Genomic DNA, 17,826 nt, shown 5'->3' on the forward strand with positions numbered 1-17,826 from the left:
CGCAGCGGACAAGCCCGCCAGGAGGCTTTCTGGCGGGCCCCGGGCGGATAGGCCGTGAGAGTATGAACGCATGAGCGATCCCAAAGACACTCAGGCAGCTGAGGACCTCCCGGTAGAAGGCACCCCCGTTGACGACGAGCAGGACACCGCGCAGGATCCGTCCGCCGGGGACGGCAAGCCCCGGGGCAGCAACCTGCAGGACCTGGTGGACGAGCCGGCCAAGGTGATGCGGATCGGCACCATGATCCGCCAGCTCCTCGAAGAGGTAAAGTCCGCGCCGCTGGACGACGCCGCGCGTGGCCGGCTCGCCGCCATCCACGAACGCTCCATCAAGGAGCTCGAGGACGGCCTGGCGCCGGAGCTCGTGGCGGAACTGGACAGGATCAGCCTGCCCTTCTCCGACGACGCCACACCCTCGGACGCGGAGCTCCGGATCGCCCAGGCCCAGCTGGTCGGCTGGCTCGAGGGCCTCTTCCACGGTATCCAGACCGCCATCGCAGCCCAGCATGCCGCCCAGCAGCAGGCCGCAGCGCAAATGCAGCTGCGCCAGCTGCCGCCCGGCACCATGATCGCGCCCGGCGTCGTGATAGGTGAGAACGGTGAGCCGCAGCGGGCACCGGCGGGCGCCCGCCCCGGCGCCCCGTCGCGGCCCAGCCCCCGTGATGAACCGGACCACGGTCCGGGGCAGTACCTCTAAGGTTCCGCTTGGGCTTTTTCAGCGCCGCCCGGCAAGGGCGCAAGGATGATGCGGAACTGGGCAAGGGGTTGTGGCGACGCGCCCACGACCGCTTCCACAGGGGACTGGACCGCTTCCACCAGGTGCTCGAGGGCGTGGAGGATGACCAGCTGTACGCCGAGCTGGTGGAGATTGCGAATGAACTCGCCGCCCTCCTGGAGCGTGTGCGTGCGGTGTGCATGGAGGCGCAGCGGCGTTCGCCCAGTGAAGGCCTGGACATACCTGTTGCCCTCGCCAACGTGCACAGGTCGCTCTCCAAGGCCGGGAACTCGCTGGCCACCACGGCCGAGGCTGCAGCGATGCTTCGGCTCGCCGTCGGTCCCGTGCCCGTAGGAGCAGCGTCAGTGCGGCGCCGTGCCGAGGCCGTCTTCCAGCAGGTGGACGACGCCGAGAGGCAGCTTCGCGGGGAATAGCCGGGGGATCGCGTTTGGCAGCGGCGTGAAATATTCCCGATTTGCCTGGGAAATTTGGTGTTACGCGAGCGGCTGACAAGTCGCGGATTGAGCGCGTTCCGCGGCCCTGCTTTGGCAGGATGAAAGCATGACTCTTTCACCTACCTTGACTTTCAACGACGGAAACACGATTCCCCAGCTCGGCTACGGTGTGTGGCAGGTTGAGGACGACGTGGCTGAAAAGGTTGTCCGCCAGGCTTTCGAAGCCGGCTTCCGCCACATCGATACGGGCAAGATCTACGGCAACGAGGCCGGCGTGGGCCGCGCCATCGCCAGCTCCGGCCTCTCCCCGGAACAGATTTTCATCACCACCAAATTGTGGAACGCGGACCAGGGCTACGAGTCAACCCTCGCCGCCTTCGAGGAATCCATGGACCGCCTCGGCCTGGAGACGCTTGACCTCTACCTGATCCACTGGATGCAGCCCAAGCAGGACAAGTACGTTGACACCTGGAAGGCGCTGATCGAGCTTCAGAAGCGCGGCCGGGTCAAGTCCATCGGCGTCTCCAACTTCACCGTCGAGGGCCTGCAGCGCATCATCGACGAAACGGGCGTGGTTCCGGCCATCCACCAGATCGAGCTGCACCCCTACTTCAACCAGGGTGAACTGCGTGAGTTCGGTGCCGCCAAGGGCATCCTGACCCAGGCCTGGTCCCCGCTGGGGCAAGGCGGCGAGCTGCTGAAGGACCCGGTCATCGCGTCCATCGCTGAGAAGCACCAGGCCACCCCGGCCCAGGTTGTCATCGCCTGGCACCTGGCGATCGGCAACGTGGTGATCCCCAAGTCCGTGACGGAGTCACGCATCAAGGAGAACTTCGCAGCACTCGAGGTGTCCCTGGATGCCGGGGATGTTGAGGCCATCAACAAGCTGGACCGCACCGCCAGCGGCGAAGGCCGCATCGGAGCCGATCCCGCGGTCTCCGACTTCGCCTAACCCGCGACGCGGGGAGCCGGCCAACGTGGCCTGCGGACTCCCGTCAAACAACGTCAGCCCGCGCTGCCGGCAACCGCCTGGCAGCGCGGGCTGATGGATTTAAACCACGGCCAGTGAATTAGCTCTATCTGGCAGCGCCTTGGGTGTGCCGCCTAGGCAGCGACTTGGAAGTGCTCCACCATGACAGCGTCCACAACGGCCCAGTTGTCCTCGCCGTGGCAGTGCCGGCAGGCGAAGCGCTCAGCCTCTTCTAGCGTCTCGAAGACTTCGGACCGGGCCCGGCCACAGTCGGCGTCGAAGTACGTTACGTGAAATTCCTGTACAGCCTCGTTTTCCATAAATCCAGTGTGCAACCGGGGTCTGACATTCTTAGGAACCAGCCTCCGCGTGTTGTGGATGGGGGCCGGTCCCGGCCCGTACCTTCAACGTAAGAGCCGTCAGTGCCAGCATTCCCAGCCCGGCCCAGACGAGCGTTCCGCTCCAGATCTCGGGGGAGAAGCTAAGGGAACCGTCCCGGAGCGCCGCACCGGCGAAATAGGGTGCCCAAAAAACGACTGGGGAGAGGCCTGCCGCAGTCATCAGCCTGCCGGGACGGTCCGGCGCGGGCCGCACCACTGCCCAGACCACTCCCACCAGGAGCGCCCCGGCAAGGGCCACCGGCACCAGCCAGGCGTCCCGCAGCGCCACCATGACCTGGAGGGCTGCCGAAGGGACAAGTGTCATTGCCGCGGGGAGCACGGGGTGCAGGCGCCACCGCAGCGACAGCAACAGGACGGGAACAAAGAGCACCACCGTCGAGACCAGGAAGGTCGCCAGTGAGATCATGATGCCGGCCGACGTCGGGCCCGTCACCGTAGGCTGCGTTCCCGCAGCGTTGGTGTAGGTCTGGACGAGCCCGTGGCGGGCGAAGACGGCGAATTCCTGGAGGATGAACGCCGCAACCATCCCGGCGAGCATGGCGCTGACGAACGCCGGCACCAGTCGGGGCCAAGGCCGCCCGGGTGACCGCCATGCGGCCGAGAAAGGGGCACCGAGGATGAGGAATCCGCCCGTGGCAAGTCCAAGATGGGACGGGCTGAACAGTGCGCTGATGTTTTGCTCGATGCCAAGCACCGAATGCCAGGCGAAGTCTCCCATCCCGGAGGCCAGGAAGACGGCGACTCCGGCCGCCGCAGCCCCGTAGCCCGCGGGGACTGCTTCAACCCACCGCGTGCCGGGCGAGTGCCGGCGCCACGTCAGAGAGGCGATCCAGACGGCGCAGGCCGCGAAACCCGAGTACAGGACTGCGTGCCATGGCGTGAAGAACGTCTCGAGGTTGCGCAGATTATTGTGGGCCCAGCCATCAACGTAGGTTCCAATGAGGAGCCAGATGCCGGCCGCGAGGGTGATGGTGTCCTCGAGGGCCGTGGTGGGGCGGTGAACTGCTGCCGGCGGAATCGCAAAGGCATGGGCTGCTGCGGCATCCATAGCTCCAGAGTAGGTCCCCTGAACGGCCTGCGGGAGGGGGAACTCCCGGGTGCTTTGGGCGCGCCTCAGTTACTGCGCAACCGGAGCACGCGTTCCTGCGCCAGCACTGCGGTGCGGCTGGCTTTGTCTGCCGCCCGCGCCGCCTGCTTTGCTTCCGCGGACGTCGCCGCGAGCCGCTTGCGCGATCTCTCCAGGCTATCCTCAGCGGCTTTGAGCCGGATCCGCAGCTCGACCGCTTCCTGCTGGAGTTCTGCGATTTCCGTCCTCGCCTGCTCCTCCTGGTCCTGCAGTTCGCCGACTAGGCGTGCCGCCTCCTCTTCGGCGGACCGGGCTTCGGCGAGGGCCGCCTTTGCCTTTTCCAGCGCCGGTGGCGAGGCTGGCCGGGGTGTCTGCCGCACTGCCTCAAGGCGTGGCCTGGCGGGCTTCGGCTGGGAGTCCGGTTGCGGCGTCGTCCGTTTCTTCGCTGCTGTTGCCGCCTGTGCCTTCGGCGCAGAGGAGGGAGTGCTGGCGGGGCGGGCGGACGGAGCCGCAGGAAGCAGCCCGGGGAGGGCCACCGCCCCATCCAGGTCGACGTCGTTGACGCCGTCGGCGGACAGGACCTTCAGGAGCCGGCCACTGCCGACGGCGTTGGCCGCACCCTGGTCTGCTGTCAGCGCCCGCAGGGTCTCCTCGACGTCCGAGGCCATTGCGTCACTGATGGAACGTCCCTGCTCCCGGGCAACGGACCGCGCAGTGTCGACGGCGTCAGCCAGCATGGTGCGCCGCTCCCGGCCCAGTTCGCGGAGGGCGGGGGCATCCAGCGACTCCTGCGCGGCCCGCATGCGCGCCCCGAGGTCACCGAGCGCGTCCAGGACGTCCGGCCGGTGCCGCGCAAGCATATTCAGGGCCCAGGCAGCTACGGACGGCTTGGGCAGGCTGCGGACCGCTGCAGCCAGGCCCTTGTCCCGGCCTGCAACCTCCTTGGCGGCGGCGGCCCGGGACGCGACGAAGTCGTCCAGCGCGCCGGCATAGAGCCGGTCCGCAATGTCTGCCAGGGCCTCGTCTTCCATGCCGCCATCTTAGGTGCCGGGAGGGCAGGATTTTGAAGGTTGCTCCGCCCGGTCCGGGACAGGATGTCCGCATAATGCAGCGGCCGGGCACCCTGTTACTCGCCCGCCGGGAGGGGTATGTTGCACGAATGGACGATTCATATCAGGTCATCGTGGTTGGCGGCGGTTTTGCCGGAAAGACGGCGGCTGAGGAGTTAGGCCGCAAGGGCGTCCGGGTGTTGCTGCTCGATGCCAACAATTACCAGCAGTTCCAGCCGCTCCTCTACCAGGTGGCTGCATCCCAGATTGGCGTCTCGGCGGTCACCCGGCCGCTCCGGTCCGAGTTCCGCAGGATAAATAATGTCCGCGTCCTGACGGCGGAGGTGACCGCCATCGACGCGGGCAACCGCACCGTCACCACCGCAGACGGCGCCAGTTACCGGTGCCGGGTCCTGGTCATTGCCACCGGCGCGGTGCCGAACTTCTTCAATACCCCGGGCGCTGATGAACATGCCTACCCGCTGTACTCGGTGGCGGACGCCACGCGGCTCAGTGCCGCGATAACAGCGGTGATGGACGAGGCAGACCGGGAACCCTCAACTGACGCAGACGTGATCGTGGTGGGCGGTGGCCCAACCGGGGTGGAGACGGCCGGCGCACTGGCGGAAAACGTCAAGTACCTTGTGCCGAAGTACTTCTCGCCGGGACTGGCTTCCCGGTGTCACGTGCACTTGGTGGACATGGTCCCCAACGTGCTGGCTGCTTTTTCCGAAAAGTCCCAGGCGTACGCGCGGGAGCGGCTGACGAAATTGGGCGTTCAGCTGCACATGGGTACGGCGGTAGGTGAAGTCAGGCCCGACGGGGTGACACTCAAGGACGGGACGGTTATTCCTGCACGGATCGTTGTGTGGGCCGGCGGCCTGCAGGCGGGCCGGATCATCACTGAGTCCGGCCTGAAACAGGGCAGGGGCGGCCGCGTGGATGTACAGCCCGACCTGACAGCCCCCGACCTTGAAGGTGTCTACGTCCTGGGCGACTCCGCGAACATCGTTGATGCTAACGGAAACAAGCTGCCGCAGCTTGGGTCCGTGGCACAGCAATCGGGCAAGTGGGCGGCCCGCAACATCTACGCAGACCTTACCGGCGGTGTCCGGGAGCCCTTCCGCTACTGGGACAAGGGCTACATGGCCATGGTGGGACGCGGTGCAGCCGTGGCGGAACTGGGCCGCCGGCGCCTGCAGCTGCAGGGCCCGCTGGCGTTCGTTTCGTGGCTGGCGGTGCACCTTGCCCTGTTGCCTGGTTTCCAGCAGAAAGTCCGGGCGTTGTTTTCCTGGGCCAACGGCTACGTGACCCACAGCCCTGCACAGGTGGTTGTGGGCAGGCCCGACTAGCCGACAAATTCCCGGATGTGAGCCGTAAACCAGCCGGGGTTGGTGAACAGAGCTGTGTGGCCGCCGGTGATGGTGCGCACGACGGCGTCCGGGTAGGCCGCCCGCAGTTCAGCCTGCCGGCGGGCTGAAAAAGCTTCGTCACCGGCGGACTGAAGGATCAGCACACGCCCCTCCCATGGCAAGAGCCAACCAGGGGAGGGGGTGTAGTGCGCCATGAAGTCGATCATGTTGGCCACCCCGGCTGTGTGCTGGAGGTTGCTTATCTGCTGAAGTTCCTCCTCCAACCGGCGGTCCCAGAATTCACGGCTTTCAGGCACGGCACTGGTCCAGCGCCTCCACAGCCGCCGGGTAAACGACCGCTTGGCGCGCAAGGGCAGGCGTGCGAACACCACGGCGAAGACCCGCATGGTGGTTAGACCGAAGATATGCCTGGTGCCGGTCTCCGCCAGCACCAGGTTCCGCACCCGGCCGGGAGCCTCCTTGGCAAAAACCTGGGCCACATAGCCCCCGTAGGACCACCCGCACACCGTGGCACTCCCAACCCCTGCATGGTCCAGCACCGCGGCCAGCCCGGCCACCACCGAGGGCAACGGATGGACTGCCGGGTAGGCAGGGGCCAGGATGCGGTGGTCCCGGGCAAGGTCGTCGATGAGCTGAAAGTAGTTGTCCGGGCGGTAGGTTCCTCCCGGGAGCATCAGCAGCACTGGCCCTTGGCCACCGGTGTCCAGGTAGTTCCATGCTGCCGGCCCCGCCTGAAGCGACTGGATGGGGAACCTGGCCCGGAAGCGCTCGAACCGCACCTGCAGTTCCTGGCTTCCTACGCGGTCCGGGCCGGCTCCTGCGCTTGTCACGATGGCGGGAAGTTCTGTGCGCTGGTGGGCGGCAGCGGAATTACCGTGCGGAACTTCCCGCCCGCCGACTGCTGGGGAGGTACTGCGTCAGCATCCACTGCGACGTGGGCCAGGCCGAGACTGGTGAGCAGTGCTGCCAGCCCTTCCACTACCGACCTTCGCACTTGGTCCGGGTCCGCGCCCGGTTCGGGAAGCAGCCGCACCGACAGCCGGGTGGGAGCGGACTGTGCTATCTGGAACAGTTCCACTCCCGGTGTCCGGTCAATAACGGTGCCCAGAGCCAGCGGGGGCACCGCGACATGGCCCTGACGGTCAGCGGCGGGGAAGGTGAGCACGTCAGAGGCGCGGCCTTCCACCTTCAATGCCGGGGCCGGGTTGCCGCACTGGCACGCGTCGGGCTTCATCAGTACCCTGTCACCTACGTCGTAGCGGAGGATTGGCTGGACCCGGTTTGCCAGGTTGGTCATCAGTACCGTGTGTGAGACCACTCCTGGCGGAACTGGGCGGTAGTCGGCGTCGACAGGTTCGAGGATCAGCCAGTCCTCAAGAAGGTGGAGCCATCCCCGGGTGCAGCTGGCGGCGGCGTAGCTGGACTCGGTGCACCCGTAAACCTCCCGCACCGGGGCCGAGAAAGCCCGTTGGATGCGCTCACGCTCGCCCGGCGGGAGGCCCTCGGCCGTGCTGACCACAAGCATGGGCTGCAGGCTCAGCCGTCCGCTTTCCTGTTCAGCTGCCAGCAGGTGCAGGACACTCGCGTACGCTAGCAGGAGGACAGGCCGCACCAAATTGAGGCCTGCTACCAGCTCGGACATTGGCCAATGGACTGAGAAGATCCTCAACCGGCGATGCCGCCGCGGCTTTTCCCGCCGCTCCCGGGTCCCGGCAGCTACGGAGAGGAAGTGGCCGCCGGTGGCGACAACCGTGGCAAAGCGGCCTCCGCGGACCATCAGCCGCACCAGCTGGATAGGCGAGAGCCAGTCTCCGCCCAGTTGGGCCATCATCCCCGACGCCACCGCCCAGTAGCGGTCGTCGAGCACGAACAAACCCCGCGTGCCGGTGGTGCCGGCGGTGGTGGCCACCAGGTATTTGCCAGCGAACCGCGTTCCGATCCGGGCCGGATCCGCCACGAAGGCCTCCACGTCCGCGCGCGTGACTGCCGGGTCCGTGAGGACGTCATCGAACCGGGCCATCAGTTGACGCTTGTCCGTCACGGGCAGCATGGTGGCATCGACCTGTTCAGGGAGCCCGTGGTAAAGGTCCCGGTAAAAGGCCGAGTGTTCCCGGGCAAACGCCACTTGGTCGGCCAGCCGCTCGCGCTGTCGGGTATGGATTGCTGCCGGCCCCTGACGGTGGACCCGGAGGGCATCCCACCACACCCGCAATGCGTCCGCACGCCCGTCGCGAAGAACGGCTCCCCGCGCTGTCACCATGGATCGATTTTAGAAGTGGATACCGCCCGCAGGAAGAGGAAGGTGGGCTGAACCGTCGTCGTCAGCTTTCGAAACTTAGCAGGCGTCCGGCGGTGGTCCACCCCGCCGCCTGGTAGGGGGCGGCAGCGTCCGGCTCAACCACCATGTGCAGGTATTCGGCGCCGTGGAGGAAGGCCTCTTCTGCCATGGCGGCGAACAGCCCGCGCTCAAACGTCTCCTTTTCCGGGCCTTCCGGGACTTCCGTGATGGCCACGGCGGCGAAGTCGTCCCGCACCTGGACACGGCCGCGGGCCACCGGGTGGTCAAAGACGGTGATTTCGACGGCGTCATAGGTTTCCATGGGTGCCAGGGCCACCTGGGAGTTATCCGGGATTTCCACTCCGGTGTTCAATTCGGCCGTGGGGGCCATGAGCAGGACCCTCTCGGACACCAGGGTGAGACTGCCCGGGGCCAGGTCCCGGGCAGTTCCGGGGTCAGCGCAAAGCAGGGTCAGGCCCGCACCCTTACCCGCTGCCTTGGCGGCAAGCTCCTCAGCATCCCCACCTGCCCAGCCCGTCACGTACTCCGGCCCTTGGGGCGCCTCTCCTGTGCCTCCCTCGACAACGAACCCGGCGTCCATGGCTTCTGCGGAGCGTCCCTGGAGGTCCGCCCAGGCAGGGACCCATCCGATGGCAGGAGTGTTGTGCTGATCTGGCATGCGCAATTCCTAACGTTTGGCTGCGGCCGGACCACGGTCCGGCCGCCCGTTGCTGGGCAGGGCTTCCCTGTCAACGTATCGGATCAGCACGCACCCCGCCACCAGCCCAGGGGGGCGCTCACGGCAGGTGGGTGAAGGACATTCCTGCCGCCAGCAGCTTGTCCAACGCCTGCTTTACGCCTTCCGCCGTTCCGCCATTGGGATGGTTGCCGTGGCAGATGACCACGTCGCCTGCCCGGGCCCTTCCCACCTCTTTGGCGACGACGGCGGCTGGGAACGTTGCACCGCCGTCGCCATTGATGCTGAAGCCTGCGGCTTTCACTCCCAATGCGCCGAGGATGTCCACAGCGACGTCGTCCATGTAGGCGGTGCCCGGGCGGAAGTATCTGGGACGCTTGCCCGTGATGGCGGCCAGGACGCCGTCATTCGGCATGATCTCGTCGTAGACCTCGCCGGCGTTCTTTGTGCCTGGAATTCCATAGGCGGTGTTGCCAGTGGTGGACAGCGGCTTATGCGACGTCCCGTGGTTGGCAACTTCAAAAAGCGGATCTGCTGCCAGTTGCCGGGCCATGGCCGGATTGGCCGTGATCCACCGCGAATTCAGGAAGAGCGTGGCGGGAACGTGGCGCTGGCGCAGGGTGTCCAGGAGCGCCTGATCGCAGGCGCTGCCGCCCGAGCCGCCGCAAAAGTCGAAGGTGAGGGCGATACCTTGCTGGCCGGGAGGCAGCCGCGTAAGGACGCCCGGAGCCTCCAAGCCCCAGTAGCGGGCCTGGTGCTTGCTGTAGGTGTCAACGATCTGCGCGCGTGAAGGCAGGGGCATCGCCGGTGGCACGGCAGGCGCAGGTGCAGGTTCGTCGCCGTCGGGCCCTGTGTTCATCACCGGGGACGAAACGCCGGCTGAACCCCCGTCTTCCGGCGCTCTTCCTTGCGGTCCGGACTCATGGTTCGGATGCGGCTGCAAGTCAGGCACGGCGGCTGACAGCGTCAGCACGGCCGCCAACAGGACTGCCCTCCGGCCGGGGCCCTTGCCGTCCTGGCCAAGGTGCCGGGGCGCGTTCGGTTCCACCCTTAGGCCTCCTGCCGCGACCAGGAAGTGGCGGCCGCACGGCTGCCTTGTGTGCGGCAGCCAGGGATGGCACTCATCGTACGGCTGCAGCCTGCCGCATAGGCGTTGGCGCAGGCCGTGGGGCGCGGAACGGCAGCCTGAAAGCAGGGAGTCACTCCGGGAGGATACCTTGGCCGCCTTGCCGTTTCCTGAACCTTGCCGGGTAGCCGGAGCGGCGGGGCGTAACAAACGTCTGTGCAAGGGCAAACCAACACCGCTATCCGACGTGGATACCGGGACGGCGCCGTGGTTCCGGTTCGTTGCGCCGGATGATTTCGCGCACCACCGGCGGAGTATCGCCCTGGCCAAGGAGCAGGTAGCGCATCAGGTGAGCGAGAGGGTTGCCTTCGGACCATTCGAAGTAGGCATGCGGAATCACGCCGGTGGCATCCCGCAGTGCCAGCAGAATGGCTGCGATGGCATTGGGCGCGGCCGGGCTCTGTACACGGAGCACCCGGTGGTTACCCACCTCGATGCCCCTGACAACCAGTACCTTGCTGAATCCAGAGGGGTCGGTGACGTCAATTTCCAGGAAGATCACGTCGGCCGTCCAGGGTGTTGGGTTGCTGTCCTCCTGGTCTGCCGTCTTCTGGTCATATTCGGCGACGTCGCGCGCCTGCGGTTTGTTCGCTATCAGGGTCAGGCGTCCGTCGTAGTCCAGGGACTCCTTGATGAACCGCCGCGCAACCGCATCGAATTCGATCCTGTCGACGCGGAGTTCGGTGGTCCTGCTGACCCTTGACACCAGTGACACGGTGATGATCCCGAGGATGAAGAAGGCCGAGATGGTGATGCCGTCCGGCTTTTCGAGCACATTCGCGGCCAGTGCATAGAGCATCACCAGTGTCAGCACGGTGAAACCGGTTGCGGCTCCGTGGTGTTTCCTGTGGAGGGCCGAGATTGTCACGGCAACGGCGCCGGAAACCATCATGACCAGAATTCCTGTTGCATACGCGCCGGCCTGGGCGTTGACATCTGCCTTGAACCCGATGGTGATGAGGATGCTGACCGTGGTGTAAACCAGCACCACCGGCCGGACCGCCCGCGTCCATTCCGGAGCCATGCCGTAGGACGGAAGATAGCGCGGCACGATGTTGATCAGCCCAGCCATCGCCGATGCCCCGGCGAACCAAAGGATAAGGATGCTGCTGATGTCATACACGGACCCAAAGCCGCTGCCCAGGCGTTCGTGGGCCAGGTAGGCAAGGGCGCGGCCATTGGCTGCGCCGCCCGGCTGGAAAGCCTCGTGGGGGATCAGGACAGTTGTCACGAAGCTGCTGCCGATCAGGTAAACGCTCATGATCAATGCCGCGGTGGTGAGCAGTTTCCGCGTGTTCCGGATACGCCTCTGCAGCTTGTCCTCCCTTGTGGCGCCCGGGGATGCGATTAATGGCATCATGCTGACGCCTGTTTCGAATCCCGATAGCCCCAGGACCAGCAAGGGAAAGGCCAGGAGCGCCGGTCCCGCGACGCCGCCGATGCCCGTCCCTTGGGCCGTCAATGCCCCGGTCCAGGATGTCAATAGCGCGGGATCAGCGATGATATCGACCATACCCGACCCGATAACAATGGCGTTCAGCAGGAGGAAGACCCCGACGAGCGGTATGGCGACGGCGACAGCCTCCGAGAAGCCCAGCAGGAACACACCGCCAAGGATCACCAGCAGCAGCACGGTTATGGGTACAGCTTGGCCCTTGAGGACCGGTGGAAGGAAGGGATTTTCCAGCAGGTGGACGGTGGCATCCGCTGCGGAAAGCGTGATGGTGATGATCCAGGACGTCGCCACGAACCCGAGCAGTACCAGGACGAAGATCTTGCCGCGCCAGAATGGCAGGAGCTTTTCCAGCATGGCCACCGACCCTTGGCCATGCGGGCTTTCAGCGGCCACCCGCCGGTACATGGGCAGCATGCCCAAAAGCGTCAGGGCGACGATGAGCAGAGTCGCCAGCGGAGACAACGCACCGGCAGCAAGCGCGGCGATTCCCGGGAGATAAGACAGGGTGGAAAAGTAGTCGACGCCGGTCAGGCACATGACCTTCCACCAGCTTTGTTGTCCTTGTTCCTGCTCCGGGGCCTCGAGGCCTTCAGGTTGGTGAACGCGGTTCTCAAGCAGCCAACGGACCAAGGGGTTGCGTGGCGCTGCTTCCTGCGAAGGGCGGGGAACACTTTCCGGTATGGAGTGCTGGATGGAGGACGTCACGGGAGTCTCCCCTCTGCTGGTCCCGACGCAGGCCACAGCCCCGGGCTGGGGAAGCCGATGCCCGTAATCCGGGAGCGTAGCACCGGCGCCGTGCAGCGGGCGGATTGGCGGAAGTATCTTGACGCTTTCTTAACGCCTGGCCTCTACTGGCCACCCAGCCGCCGGATGTCCACGGGATCCCTCCGCAGATTGAGACTTTAGGCCCTGTGCCCTCCCGCAGTGCCGCCGTTAACTAGTGCGTTGGGGCGGGCGGAGCGCCTGCCGCAGAGCCTGGGGCTCTGCTCGTTAGATCAGGGAGAACAGCAGCCGGCCATGAATCTCAAAGACCGTTGGAGCCGCCTAGACCCGGCCACCAGGAAGTGGTTGACCGACAACCCGGGATGCCAGACACTGCCCAGGACCATTGCCGCGGTAATTTCCAAGGAAACGGGGGAGACCCTGGAAACGGGGCAGCATGGTGAAGCAGCCATATCCCGCGAGGACCAGGCGTTTATCCGGTCCAAAGCGGACACTGCACCAGGAGCCTACTTAGACCGTTAACCAGCGAAAAACCCCGGAAACCCCTAAACAAGGGGCTGTCCGGGGTTTATCCCGAGCTTCCTATCAGAATCGAACTGATGACCTTTTCATTACGAGTGAAACGCTCTACCGACTGAGCTAAGGAAGCACCGCACGAATTTCCCGGAAGAACCGGGCGCCTCATGCAAGAGTCAACTGTAATGGAGTCTCCGCGCCCCGGTCAAAATGGGCCGTGCGGCGGCTGCCGGGTGGTCAGCAGACCGTGTTGTCGGCCGGAAGCTTGCCGCCCACCAGGTAGTTGTCCACCGAATCCTCGAGGCAGCTGTTGGCCCGGCCATAGGCGGTGTGTCCTTCGCCCCTCCAGGTCAGCAGCGAGGCGTTGCCCAGCTGCTTGCGGAGCGAGGCTGCCCAGTCAACGGGGGTGGCGGGGTCACCTGTGGTGCCGACGACCACGATAGGGGAGTCCCCGGTGTATTCCACCGGTGCAGGGGTGCGGAGGTTCTTGTAGGGCCAGTCTGCGCAGGTGGTGCCGCCGTAGGCAAAGAAGTAGCCAAGGGTGGGGGAGTCCTGTTCCAGCCGCTTTTCTTCGGCCCGCATGCCGGCAGCATCGGAAACCATCGGGTAGTCCAGGCAATTGATCGCGTTGAAGGCGAACGTTGAATTGGAGGTGTATTTTCCGTCGGAGCCGCGGTCGGCGCCCAGGTCGGCCAGCCGGAGCATGAGGCTCACATCTCCGGACATCGCTGCCTCCAGTGCCTGCGTGAGGGCCGGCCAGCTTTGGTCGTTGTAGAGCGGGGTGATCAGGCCGCTGACGAACATGGTGGCGTTGACCAGGCGACCGTCCTTGGCTGTGCGGGGAGTCTGCTGCACCGCGTTGATCAGGTCCCGGATCTGCTGTACTCCGGAGTCGACATCGCCGCTCAGGGGGCACTTGCCCTGCTTCTGGCAACTGGCGACGTAGCTGTGGAGTGCTTTTTCAAAGGCGCGGGCCTGGCCGCTGGTCAGGTCCTCATTGCTGATGGACGGGTCCAAAGCCCCATCGAGGACCATGCGGCCCACGTTGTCCGGAAAGAGCGACGCGTAGGTGGAACCCAGGAACGTGCCGTAGGAGTAGCCAAGGTAGTTCAGTTTGGTGTCGTTCACGACTGCCCGGAGTACGTCCAGGTCCTTGGCGGCGCTGACGGTGTCGATGTGGCCCAGGACCGGGCCGGTTTGCGCCGCGCACTGGTCGGCAATCACCTTGTTGTCGGCCAGGGCCGCCGCGAGTCCGGCATCGGTTTCGAGGGCATAGACCTTTGCCCGGGCCGCGTCACGTTCAGCGTCGGTCATGCAGGTTACGGGAGCGGAGCGCTTGACGCCGCGCGGATCAAAGCCGACGAGGTCGTAGGCGTTGCGTACGCCGGCTGAAAAGTGGGTTGCGGCTGCGTCCTTGATGAAGTCGTAGCCGGAGGCGCCCGGTCCGCCGGGGTTGACCAGGAGGCTGCCGGTCTTCTTACCCGTGCTTGAAGCCCGAATGGCAGCAAGCTGGATGGTGTCTCCGCCGGGATTGGCATAGTCCATGGGGACGGTCACCTTGGCGCACTGGAATTCCCCTTCGCAGGGCTGCCACACGACTTCCTGGGAGTAGAACTTTTCCAGTCCCGCGGGGGCCGAAGCCACGATTGAGGGGTCGGCCTTGGCCGTCGCCGCCTCCGGGGGATTCTTGTCGCCGCCGTTGAGCAGACTGCACGAGGCCAGGACCATGGCCAGGGCCATTGCTCCCGCGGCGCGGACGGCGACTGCCAGGGACCTGTGGCGTGCGGACATGGGGCGGGCAGTCATCGGGTCTCCTTGGAGGGCTGGATCAGGCTGGCCGCCATGGACTCGATGGTCAGCAGCGGGGCGACGTTGGTGGTGGTGATACGTTCGCGGGCTTTGTTTATGGCGTCCATGCGGGCCAGCGTGGTTTCAGGAGTGCTGCGGGCGGCGAACTCCTCCAGCTCACTCCTCAGCTCAACGTTGACCAGTTCCACGGCGTTCCCCAGCTGGATGATCAGCACGTCCCGGTAGAAGGACAGCAAATCGGTGAGCGTACGGTCCAGGGAGTCCGTAATGGATCTCTTGGCCCGCCGTTTCTGGTCGTCCTCGAGCTGCTTCAGCTGGCTGCGCATGGCCGGGGGCAATGTGCCCGATTCGGGCGCTCCCAGCGTTGCGAGGAGGGCGGCCTTTTCCGCTGCGTCCCGTTCCTCGTTGGAGCTGTTGGCCTCGGCGGTGGCAATCTTCACCAGCTTGTCCGCCATCATGACCGCGGCTGTGACGCCGCGGAGGCCAAGCGGAAAGCGGACCGTTTCCAGCCGGCGTTCCCTTGCCGCCGGATCCCTGGCCAGCCGGCGGGCAATACCCACATGGCTTTGCGCTGCCCGTGCTGCCTGCTCCGCAAGGGCAGGATCCACGCCGTCACGCCGCACCAGCAGGGCTGCAACGTCCGAGGCCGGCGGCAGCCGCAACGCCACACTCCGGCAGCGGGAGCGGATGGTGACCAGGACGTCGGCAGGGGACGGCGCGCAAAGCATCCAGATGGTCCGCGGTGTGGGTTCCTCGATGGCTTTGAGCAGTACGTTGGTGGTCCGTTCGGCCATGCGGTCGGCATCCTCAACGACGATGATCCGCCAGCGCCCCGACGACGGCCGGTTGCCTGCCGCCGCCACCAGTTCCCGGGCCTCATCGATGGTGATGGTGACCTTTTCCGTGCGCACGAACGTAACATCTGAATGGGTTTCGCCCAGGATCGTATGGCATGCCTGGCACTGCCCGCAGCCACGGAGGCTGACGTCCTCCTGGTCGCAGTTCAGCGCGGCGGCGAAGGCCTTGGCGGCGTTGGAGCGGCCGGAGCCCGGCGGCCCGGTGAACAGCCAGGCGTGCGACAGGCTTTCACCGCTTGCGGCCTGGCGCAGTTGTTCGACGACGGCGGGCTGGCCCTGGAGGTCATCCCAGACAGTCACGCCCCACCGCCGTCGCCCGCTGCTTCAGGTACCACCAGTTGCGGCGTGAGAGCATGCGCTGCCGCCGGGGCCGGCGCATCAAGCAGGTTTTCCACCCGGGCGAGGATCCGGGCCGCCAGGTCATCAACCGGCAGGTGGGCGGGGAGGACCAGGTACGACGCAGGGCGGCCCGCGGCGAGGTCCAGGAAGGCGTTCCGGATCCGGGTGTGGAACTCATCGGCCTCGGATTCGAGGCGGTCTTCGGCTGCCTGCCCGGCGGTGCGGCGCTCGCGGCCAAGCCGGGGGTCCACGTCCAGGAGGACCGTGAGGTGGGGCTGGAGGCCGGAGGTGGCCCACTCGTTGAGGGACCGGACGGCGTCCTGCCCGAGGTTGCGGCCGGCCCCTTGGTATGCCACCGAAGAGTCGATGTACCGGTCAGTCAGCACGATCTCGCCGCGGCCGAGGGCCGGGCGGATGACCTGGGTGGCGTGCGCGGCGCGGGAAGCCGCGAAAATGAGGGCTTCCGTGTGGGCGTCAATATCGCCATTGCCGTGGTCCAGTACCAGAGAGCGCAATTTTTCCCCAATGGGGGTACCACCAGGCTCACGGGTCCGGAGCACGTTGTACCCCCGGGATTCCAGGGCCGCCGCAAGACGGGCCGCCTGGGTGGACTTGCCGGCGCCATCGCCACCTTCGAACGCGATGAATAATCCGGCCTTCTGTTTGTTCACTTCTTAAGCCTACCGAGGCTAGCGGACATTTCCGGCCTCCAGACGGGGCCTGTGCAGGACAGGTGGACGGTACGCCGTCCACAAAGCGTCACTGCTTGGCCGCGGATCAATCAGGAACAGTACGCTTTTCACCATGAGTCTTTCCGAGCACCAGACCGCGTCCCTGTCACCCGAGACCGTGGTGGTGGCAGCGGGTCGGCCGCCGCGGGAAAGGGACCAGCCGGTCAATCCTCCCATCACCCTTTCCTCCACCTACTTCGGTACCGGCCCCCTTGGCGACGGCGACCGGGGTTATGGCCGCTATTCCAACCCCACCTGGGACCCTTTCGAAGAGGCGTTGGGCCAGCTTGAAGGAGCTGCGCTGCCCGGCCTGCTGTACGCATCGGGACTCGCGGCGGTCAGTTCCGCGCTGTCGCTGATTCCCGCGGGGGGCGTGCTGGTCATGCCCAACCACAGCTACTCCGGCTCGCTGGTGATGGCCTCCGAGCTGGCCGAAAAGGGCTTCATCGAGCTCCGGACTGTCGATATTGCCGATACCGATGCAGTCAAGGACGCGCTGGCACCCAAGGGGCCGTCCGCGAAGACAGCGGCCATGCTGTGGCTCGAAAGCCCCACAAACCCGATGCTCGGAATCGCCGACATGTCCGCCGTCGCAGAGGCCGCCCATGCCGCCGGCGCAATCGTCGTTACGGACAACACTTTCTCCACCCCCTTGGTGCAGCAGCCCCTGTTACTGGGATCCGACGTCGTTCTCCACTCGGTGACCAAGTACCTGGCCGGGCATTCGGACGTCGTCCTCGGCGCGCTGGTCACCTCCAACCCGGAGATCCGTGCCACGCTCCTCCACCACCGCATCATCCACGGTGCCATCGCCGGTCCCTTCGAAGCGTGGCTGGCACTGCGCGGCCTGCGGACCCTTGCACTGCGCGTGGAGCGGTCCCAGGAGTCAGCCATGGTCCTGGCGGAACGCCTTGCCGCGCACCCGGCTATCGAATCGATCCGGTTCCCCGGCCTCAGTACGGACCCCGGGCACGTCCGCGCCAAGGAGCAGATGAAGGGGTTCGGCTCCATCATCTGCATCCAGGTGGCACCTGCCGCAGGCCTCAGCGGCGCCGATGCCGCGGACAAACTGGTGCAGGCCCTGGAACTCTGGCTGCCTGCCACGTCCCTTGGCGGGGTGGAATCCCTCATCGAGCGCCGGCGCCGGCACTCGGCTGAGCCCACCAGCGTGCCGGAGAACCTGGTGCGCCTGAGCGTAGGAGTGGAAAACGTTGAGGACCTGTGGGCTGACCTTAAGCAGGCGCTGGACACTCTTGACGGCTAGG

General features: G+C 66.0%; 16 protein-coding genes and 1 tRNA gene. 5 read left to right on the plus strand and 12 right to left on the minus strand.

Translation table 11 applies throughout. The features are described from left to right. Positions 1 to 70: 70 nt before the first annotated feature. The 3 genes from ACIGJD_RS03445 to ACIGJD_RS03455 all read left to right on the plus strand — a co-directional run bounded on the left by ACIGJD_RS03445 (position 71) and on the right by ACIGJD_RS03455 (position 2,122). Positions 71 to 697, plus strand: a complete 627-nt coding sequence (locus ACIGJD_RS03445) for a bacterial proteasome activator family protein (RefSeq protein ID WP_483688310.1) — start codon at positions 71 to 73, stop codon at positions 695 to 697. A gap of 8 nt (positions 698 to 705) precedes the next feature. Beyond that, on the plus strand, positions 706 to 1,149 hold the full coding sequence (locus ACIGJD_RS03450; RefSeq protein WP_483688311.1) for a hypothetical protein: 444 nt from the start codon (positions 706 to 708) through the stop codon (positions 1,147 to 1,149). A 127-nt stretch (positions 1,150 to 1,276) separates the two neighbouring features. Then, positions 1,277 to 2,122, plus strand: coding sequence for an aldo/keto reductase (locus tag ACIGJD_RS03455; protein ID WP_483688312.1), 846 nt, complete (start codon positions 1,277 to 1,279; stop codon positions 2,120 to 2,122). Positions 2,123 to 2,274: 152 nt separating this feature from the next. On the opposite strand, the gene ACIGJD_RS03460 is transcribed toward ACIGJD_RS03455, so the two are convergent. From ACIGJD_RS03460 to ACIGJD_RS03470, 3 genes are all read right to left on the minus strand, one after another. After that, positions 2,275 to 2,460 (minus strand): hypothetical protein, encoded by a 186-nt coding sequence (locus tag ACIGJD_RS03460; protein ID WP_483688313.1) that lies wholly within the window; start codon positions 2,458 to 2,460, stop codon positions 2,275 to 2,277. A 31-nt stretch (positions 2,461 to 2,491) separates the two neighbouring features. Next, positions 2,492 to 3,589, minus strand: a complete 1,098-nt coding sequence (locus ACIGJD_RS03465) for a hypothetical protein (RefSeq protein WP_483688314.1) — start codon at positions 3,587 to 3,589, stop codon at positions 2,492 to 2,494. Positions 3,590 to 3,654: 65 nt separating this feature from the next. Continuing rightward, the gene (locus tag ACIGJD_RS03470; RefSeq protein ID WP_483688315.1) at positions 3,655 to 4,638 is read right to left on the minus strand and encodes a hypothetical protein; all 984 of its coding nucleotides are present in this window, start codon (positions 4,636 to 4,638) and stop codon (positions 3,655 to 3,657) included. Between the two features lie 128 nt (positions 4,639 to 4,766). Here ACIGJD_RS03470 and ACIGJD_RS03475 point away from each other — a divergent pair, with 128 nt between their 5' ends. Next, the gene (locus ACIGJD_RS03475) at positions 4,767 to 6,008 is read left to right on the plus strand and encodes an NAD(P)/FAD-dependent oxidoreductase (RefSeq protein WP_483688316.1); all 1,242 of its coding nucleotides are present in this window, start codon (positions 4,767 to 4,769) and stop codon (positions 6,006 to 6,008) included. Here the strand turns inward: ACIGJD_RS03475 and ACIGJD_RS03480 are convergent. The 9 genes from ACIGJD_RS03480 to tmk form a co-directional block, all read right to left on the minus strand. Further along, positions 6,005 to 6,859 (minus strand): alpha/beta fold hydrolase, encoded by an 855-nt coding sequence (locus tag ACIGJD_RS03480; protein WP_483688317.1) that lies wholly within the window; start codon positions 6,857 to 6,859, stop codon positions 6,005 to 6,007. The genes ACIGJD_RS03475 and ACIGJD_RS03480 overlap by 4 nt on opposite strands. Further along, on the minus strand, positions 6,856 to 8,289 hold the full coding sequence (locus ACIGJD_RS03485) for a phenylacetate--CoA ligase family protein (protein ID WP_483688318.1): 1,434 nt from the start codon (positions 8,287 to 8,289) through the stop codon (positions 6,856 to 6,858). Before ACIGJD_RS03485 ends, ACIGJD_RS03480 begins: the two co-directional genes overlap by 4 nt. A gap of 61 nt (positions 8,290 to 8,350) precedes the next feature. Further along, positions 8,351 to 8,986 carry a hypothetical protein gene (locus ACIGJD_RS03490; protein ID WP_483688319.1) on the minus strand — a complete coding sequence of 212 codons (636 nt, stop codon included), beginning with the start codon at positions 8,984 to 8,986 and terminating at the stop codon, positions 8,351 to 8,353. A 118-nt stretch (positions 8,987 to 9,104) separates the two neighbouring features. After that, positions 9,105 to 10,052, minus strand: a complete 948-nt coding sequence (locus ACIGJD_RS03495; protein WP_483688320.1) for a polysaccharide deacetylase family protein — start codon at positions 10,050 to 10,052, stop codon at positions 9,105 to 9,107. A gap of 256 nt (positions 10,053 to 10,308) precedes the next feature. Further along, on the minus strand, positions 10,309 to 12,291 hold the full coding sequence (locus ACIGJD_RS03500; protein WP_483688321.1) for an APC family permease: 1,983 nt from the start codon (positions 12,289 to 12,291) through the stop codon (positions 10,309 to 10,311). A gap of 594 nt (positions 12,292 to 12,885) precedes the next feature. Beyond that, positions 12,886 to 12,958: transfer RNA gene (locus ACIGJD_RS03505), tRNA-Thr, on the minus strand. A 104-nt stretch (positions 12,959 to 13,062) separates the two neighbouring features. Continuing rightward, positions 13,063 to 14,631 (minus strand): alpha/beta hydrolase, encoded by a 1,569-nt coding sequence (locus ACIGJD_RS03510; protein ID WP_483688322.1) that lies wholly within the window; start codon positions 14,629 to 14,631, stop codon positions 13,063 to 13,065. Then, positions 14,628 to 15,791: a DNA polymerase III subunit delta' gene (locus ACIGJD_RS03515; RefSeq protein ID WP_483688323.1), complete on the minus strand. Its 1,164-nt coding sequence runs from the start codon at positions 15,789 to 15,791 to the stop codon at positions 14,628 to 14,630. Before ACIGJD_RS03515 ends, ACIGJD_RS03510 begins: the two co-directional genes overlap by 4 nt. After that, a complete protein-coding gene (gene tmk / locus ACIGJD_RS03520; RefSeq protein ID WP_483688324.1) occupies positions 15,788 to 16,501 on the minus strand; it encodes a dTMP kinase in 714 nt (237 codons plus the stop codon). Before tmk ends, ACIGJD_RS03515 begins: the two co-directional genes overlap by 4 nt. A gap of 133 nt (positions 16,502 to 16,634) precedes the next feature. On the opposite strand from tmk, the gene ACIGJD_RS03525 reads away from it, so the two are divergent. Beyond that, positions 16,635 to 17,825 (plus strand): trans-sulfuration enzyme family protein, encoded by a 1,191-nt coding sequence (locus tag ACIGJD_RS03525; protein ID WP_483688325.1) that lies wholly within the window; start codon positions 16,635 to 16,637, stop codon positions 17,823 to 17,825. Position 17,826: the final 1 nt, after the last annotated feature.

The organism is Arthrobacter sp. E1SS-5, assembly GCF_057073715.1.

Coding starts and splice junctions, on each gene's coding strand:
- ACIGJD_RS03470 (WP_483688315.1), bottom strand. CDS start 4,638: ATGGAAGACGAGGCCCTGGCAGACATTGCGGACCGGCTCTATGCCGGC.
- ACIGJD_RS03525 (WP_483688325.1), top strand. CDS start 16,635: ATGAGTCTTTCCGAGCACCAGACCGCGTCCCTGTCACCCGAGACCGTG.
- ACIGJD_RS03510 (WP_483688322.1), bottom strand. CDS start 14,631: ATGACTGCCCGCCCCATGTCCGCACGCCACAGGTCCCTGGCAGTCGCC.
- ACIGJD_RS03485 (WP_483688318.1), bottom strand. CDS start 8,289: ATGGTGACAGCGCGGGGAGCCGTTCTTCGCGACGGGCGTGCGGACGCA.
- ACIGJD_RS03445 (WP_483688310.1), top strand. CDS start 71: ATGAGCGATCCCAAAGACACTCAGGCAGCTGAGGACCTCCCGGTAGAA.
- ACIGJD_RS03490 (WP_483688319.1), bottom strand. CDS start 8,986: ATGCCAGATCAGCACAACACTCCTGCCATCGGATGGGTCCCTGCCTGG.
- ACIGJD_RS03475 (WP_483688316.1), top strand. CDS start 4,767: ATGGACGATTCATATCAGGTCATCGTGGTTGGCGGCGGTTTTGCCGGA.
- ACIGJD_RS03465 (WP_483688314.1), bottom strand. CDS start 3,589: ATGGATGCCGCAGCAGCCCATGCCTTTGCGATTCCGCCGGCAGCAGTT.
- ACIGJD_RS03460 (WP_483688313.1), bottom strand. CDS start 2,460: ATGGAAAACGAGGCTGTACAGGAATTTCACGTAACGTACTTCGACGCC.
- ACIGJD_RS03455 (WP_483688312.1), top strand. CDS start 1,277: ATGACTCTTTCACCTACCTTGACTTTCAACGACGGAAACACGATTCCC.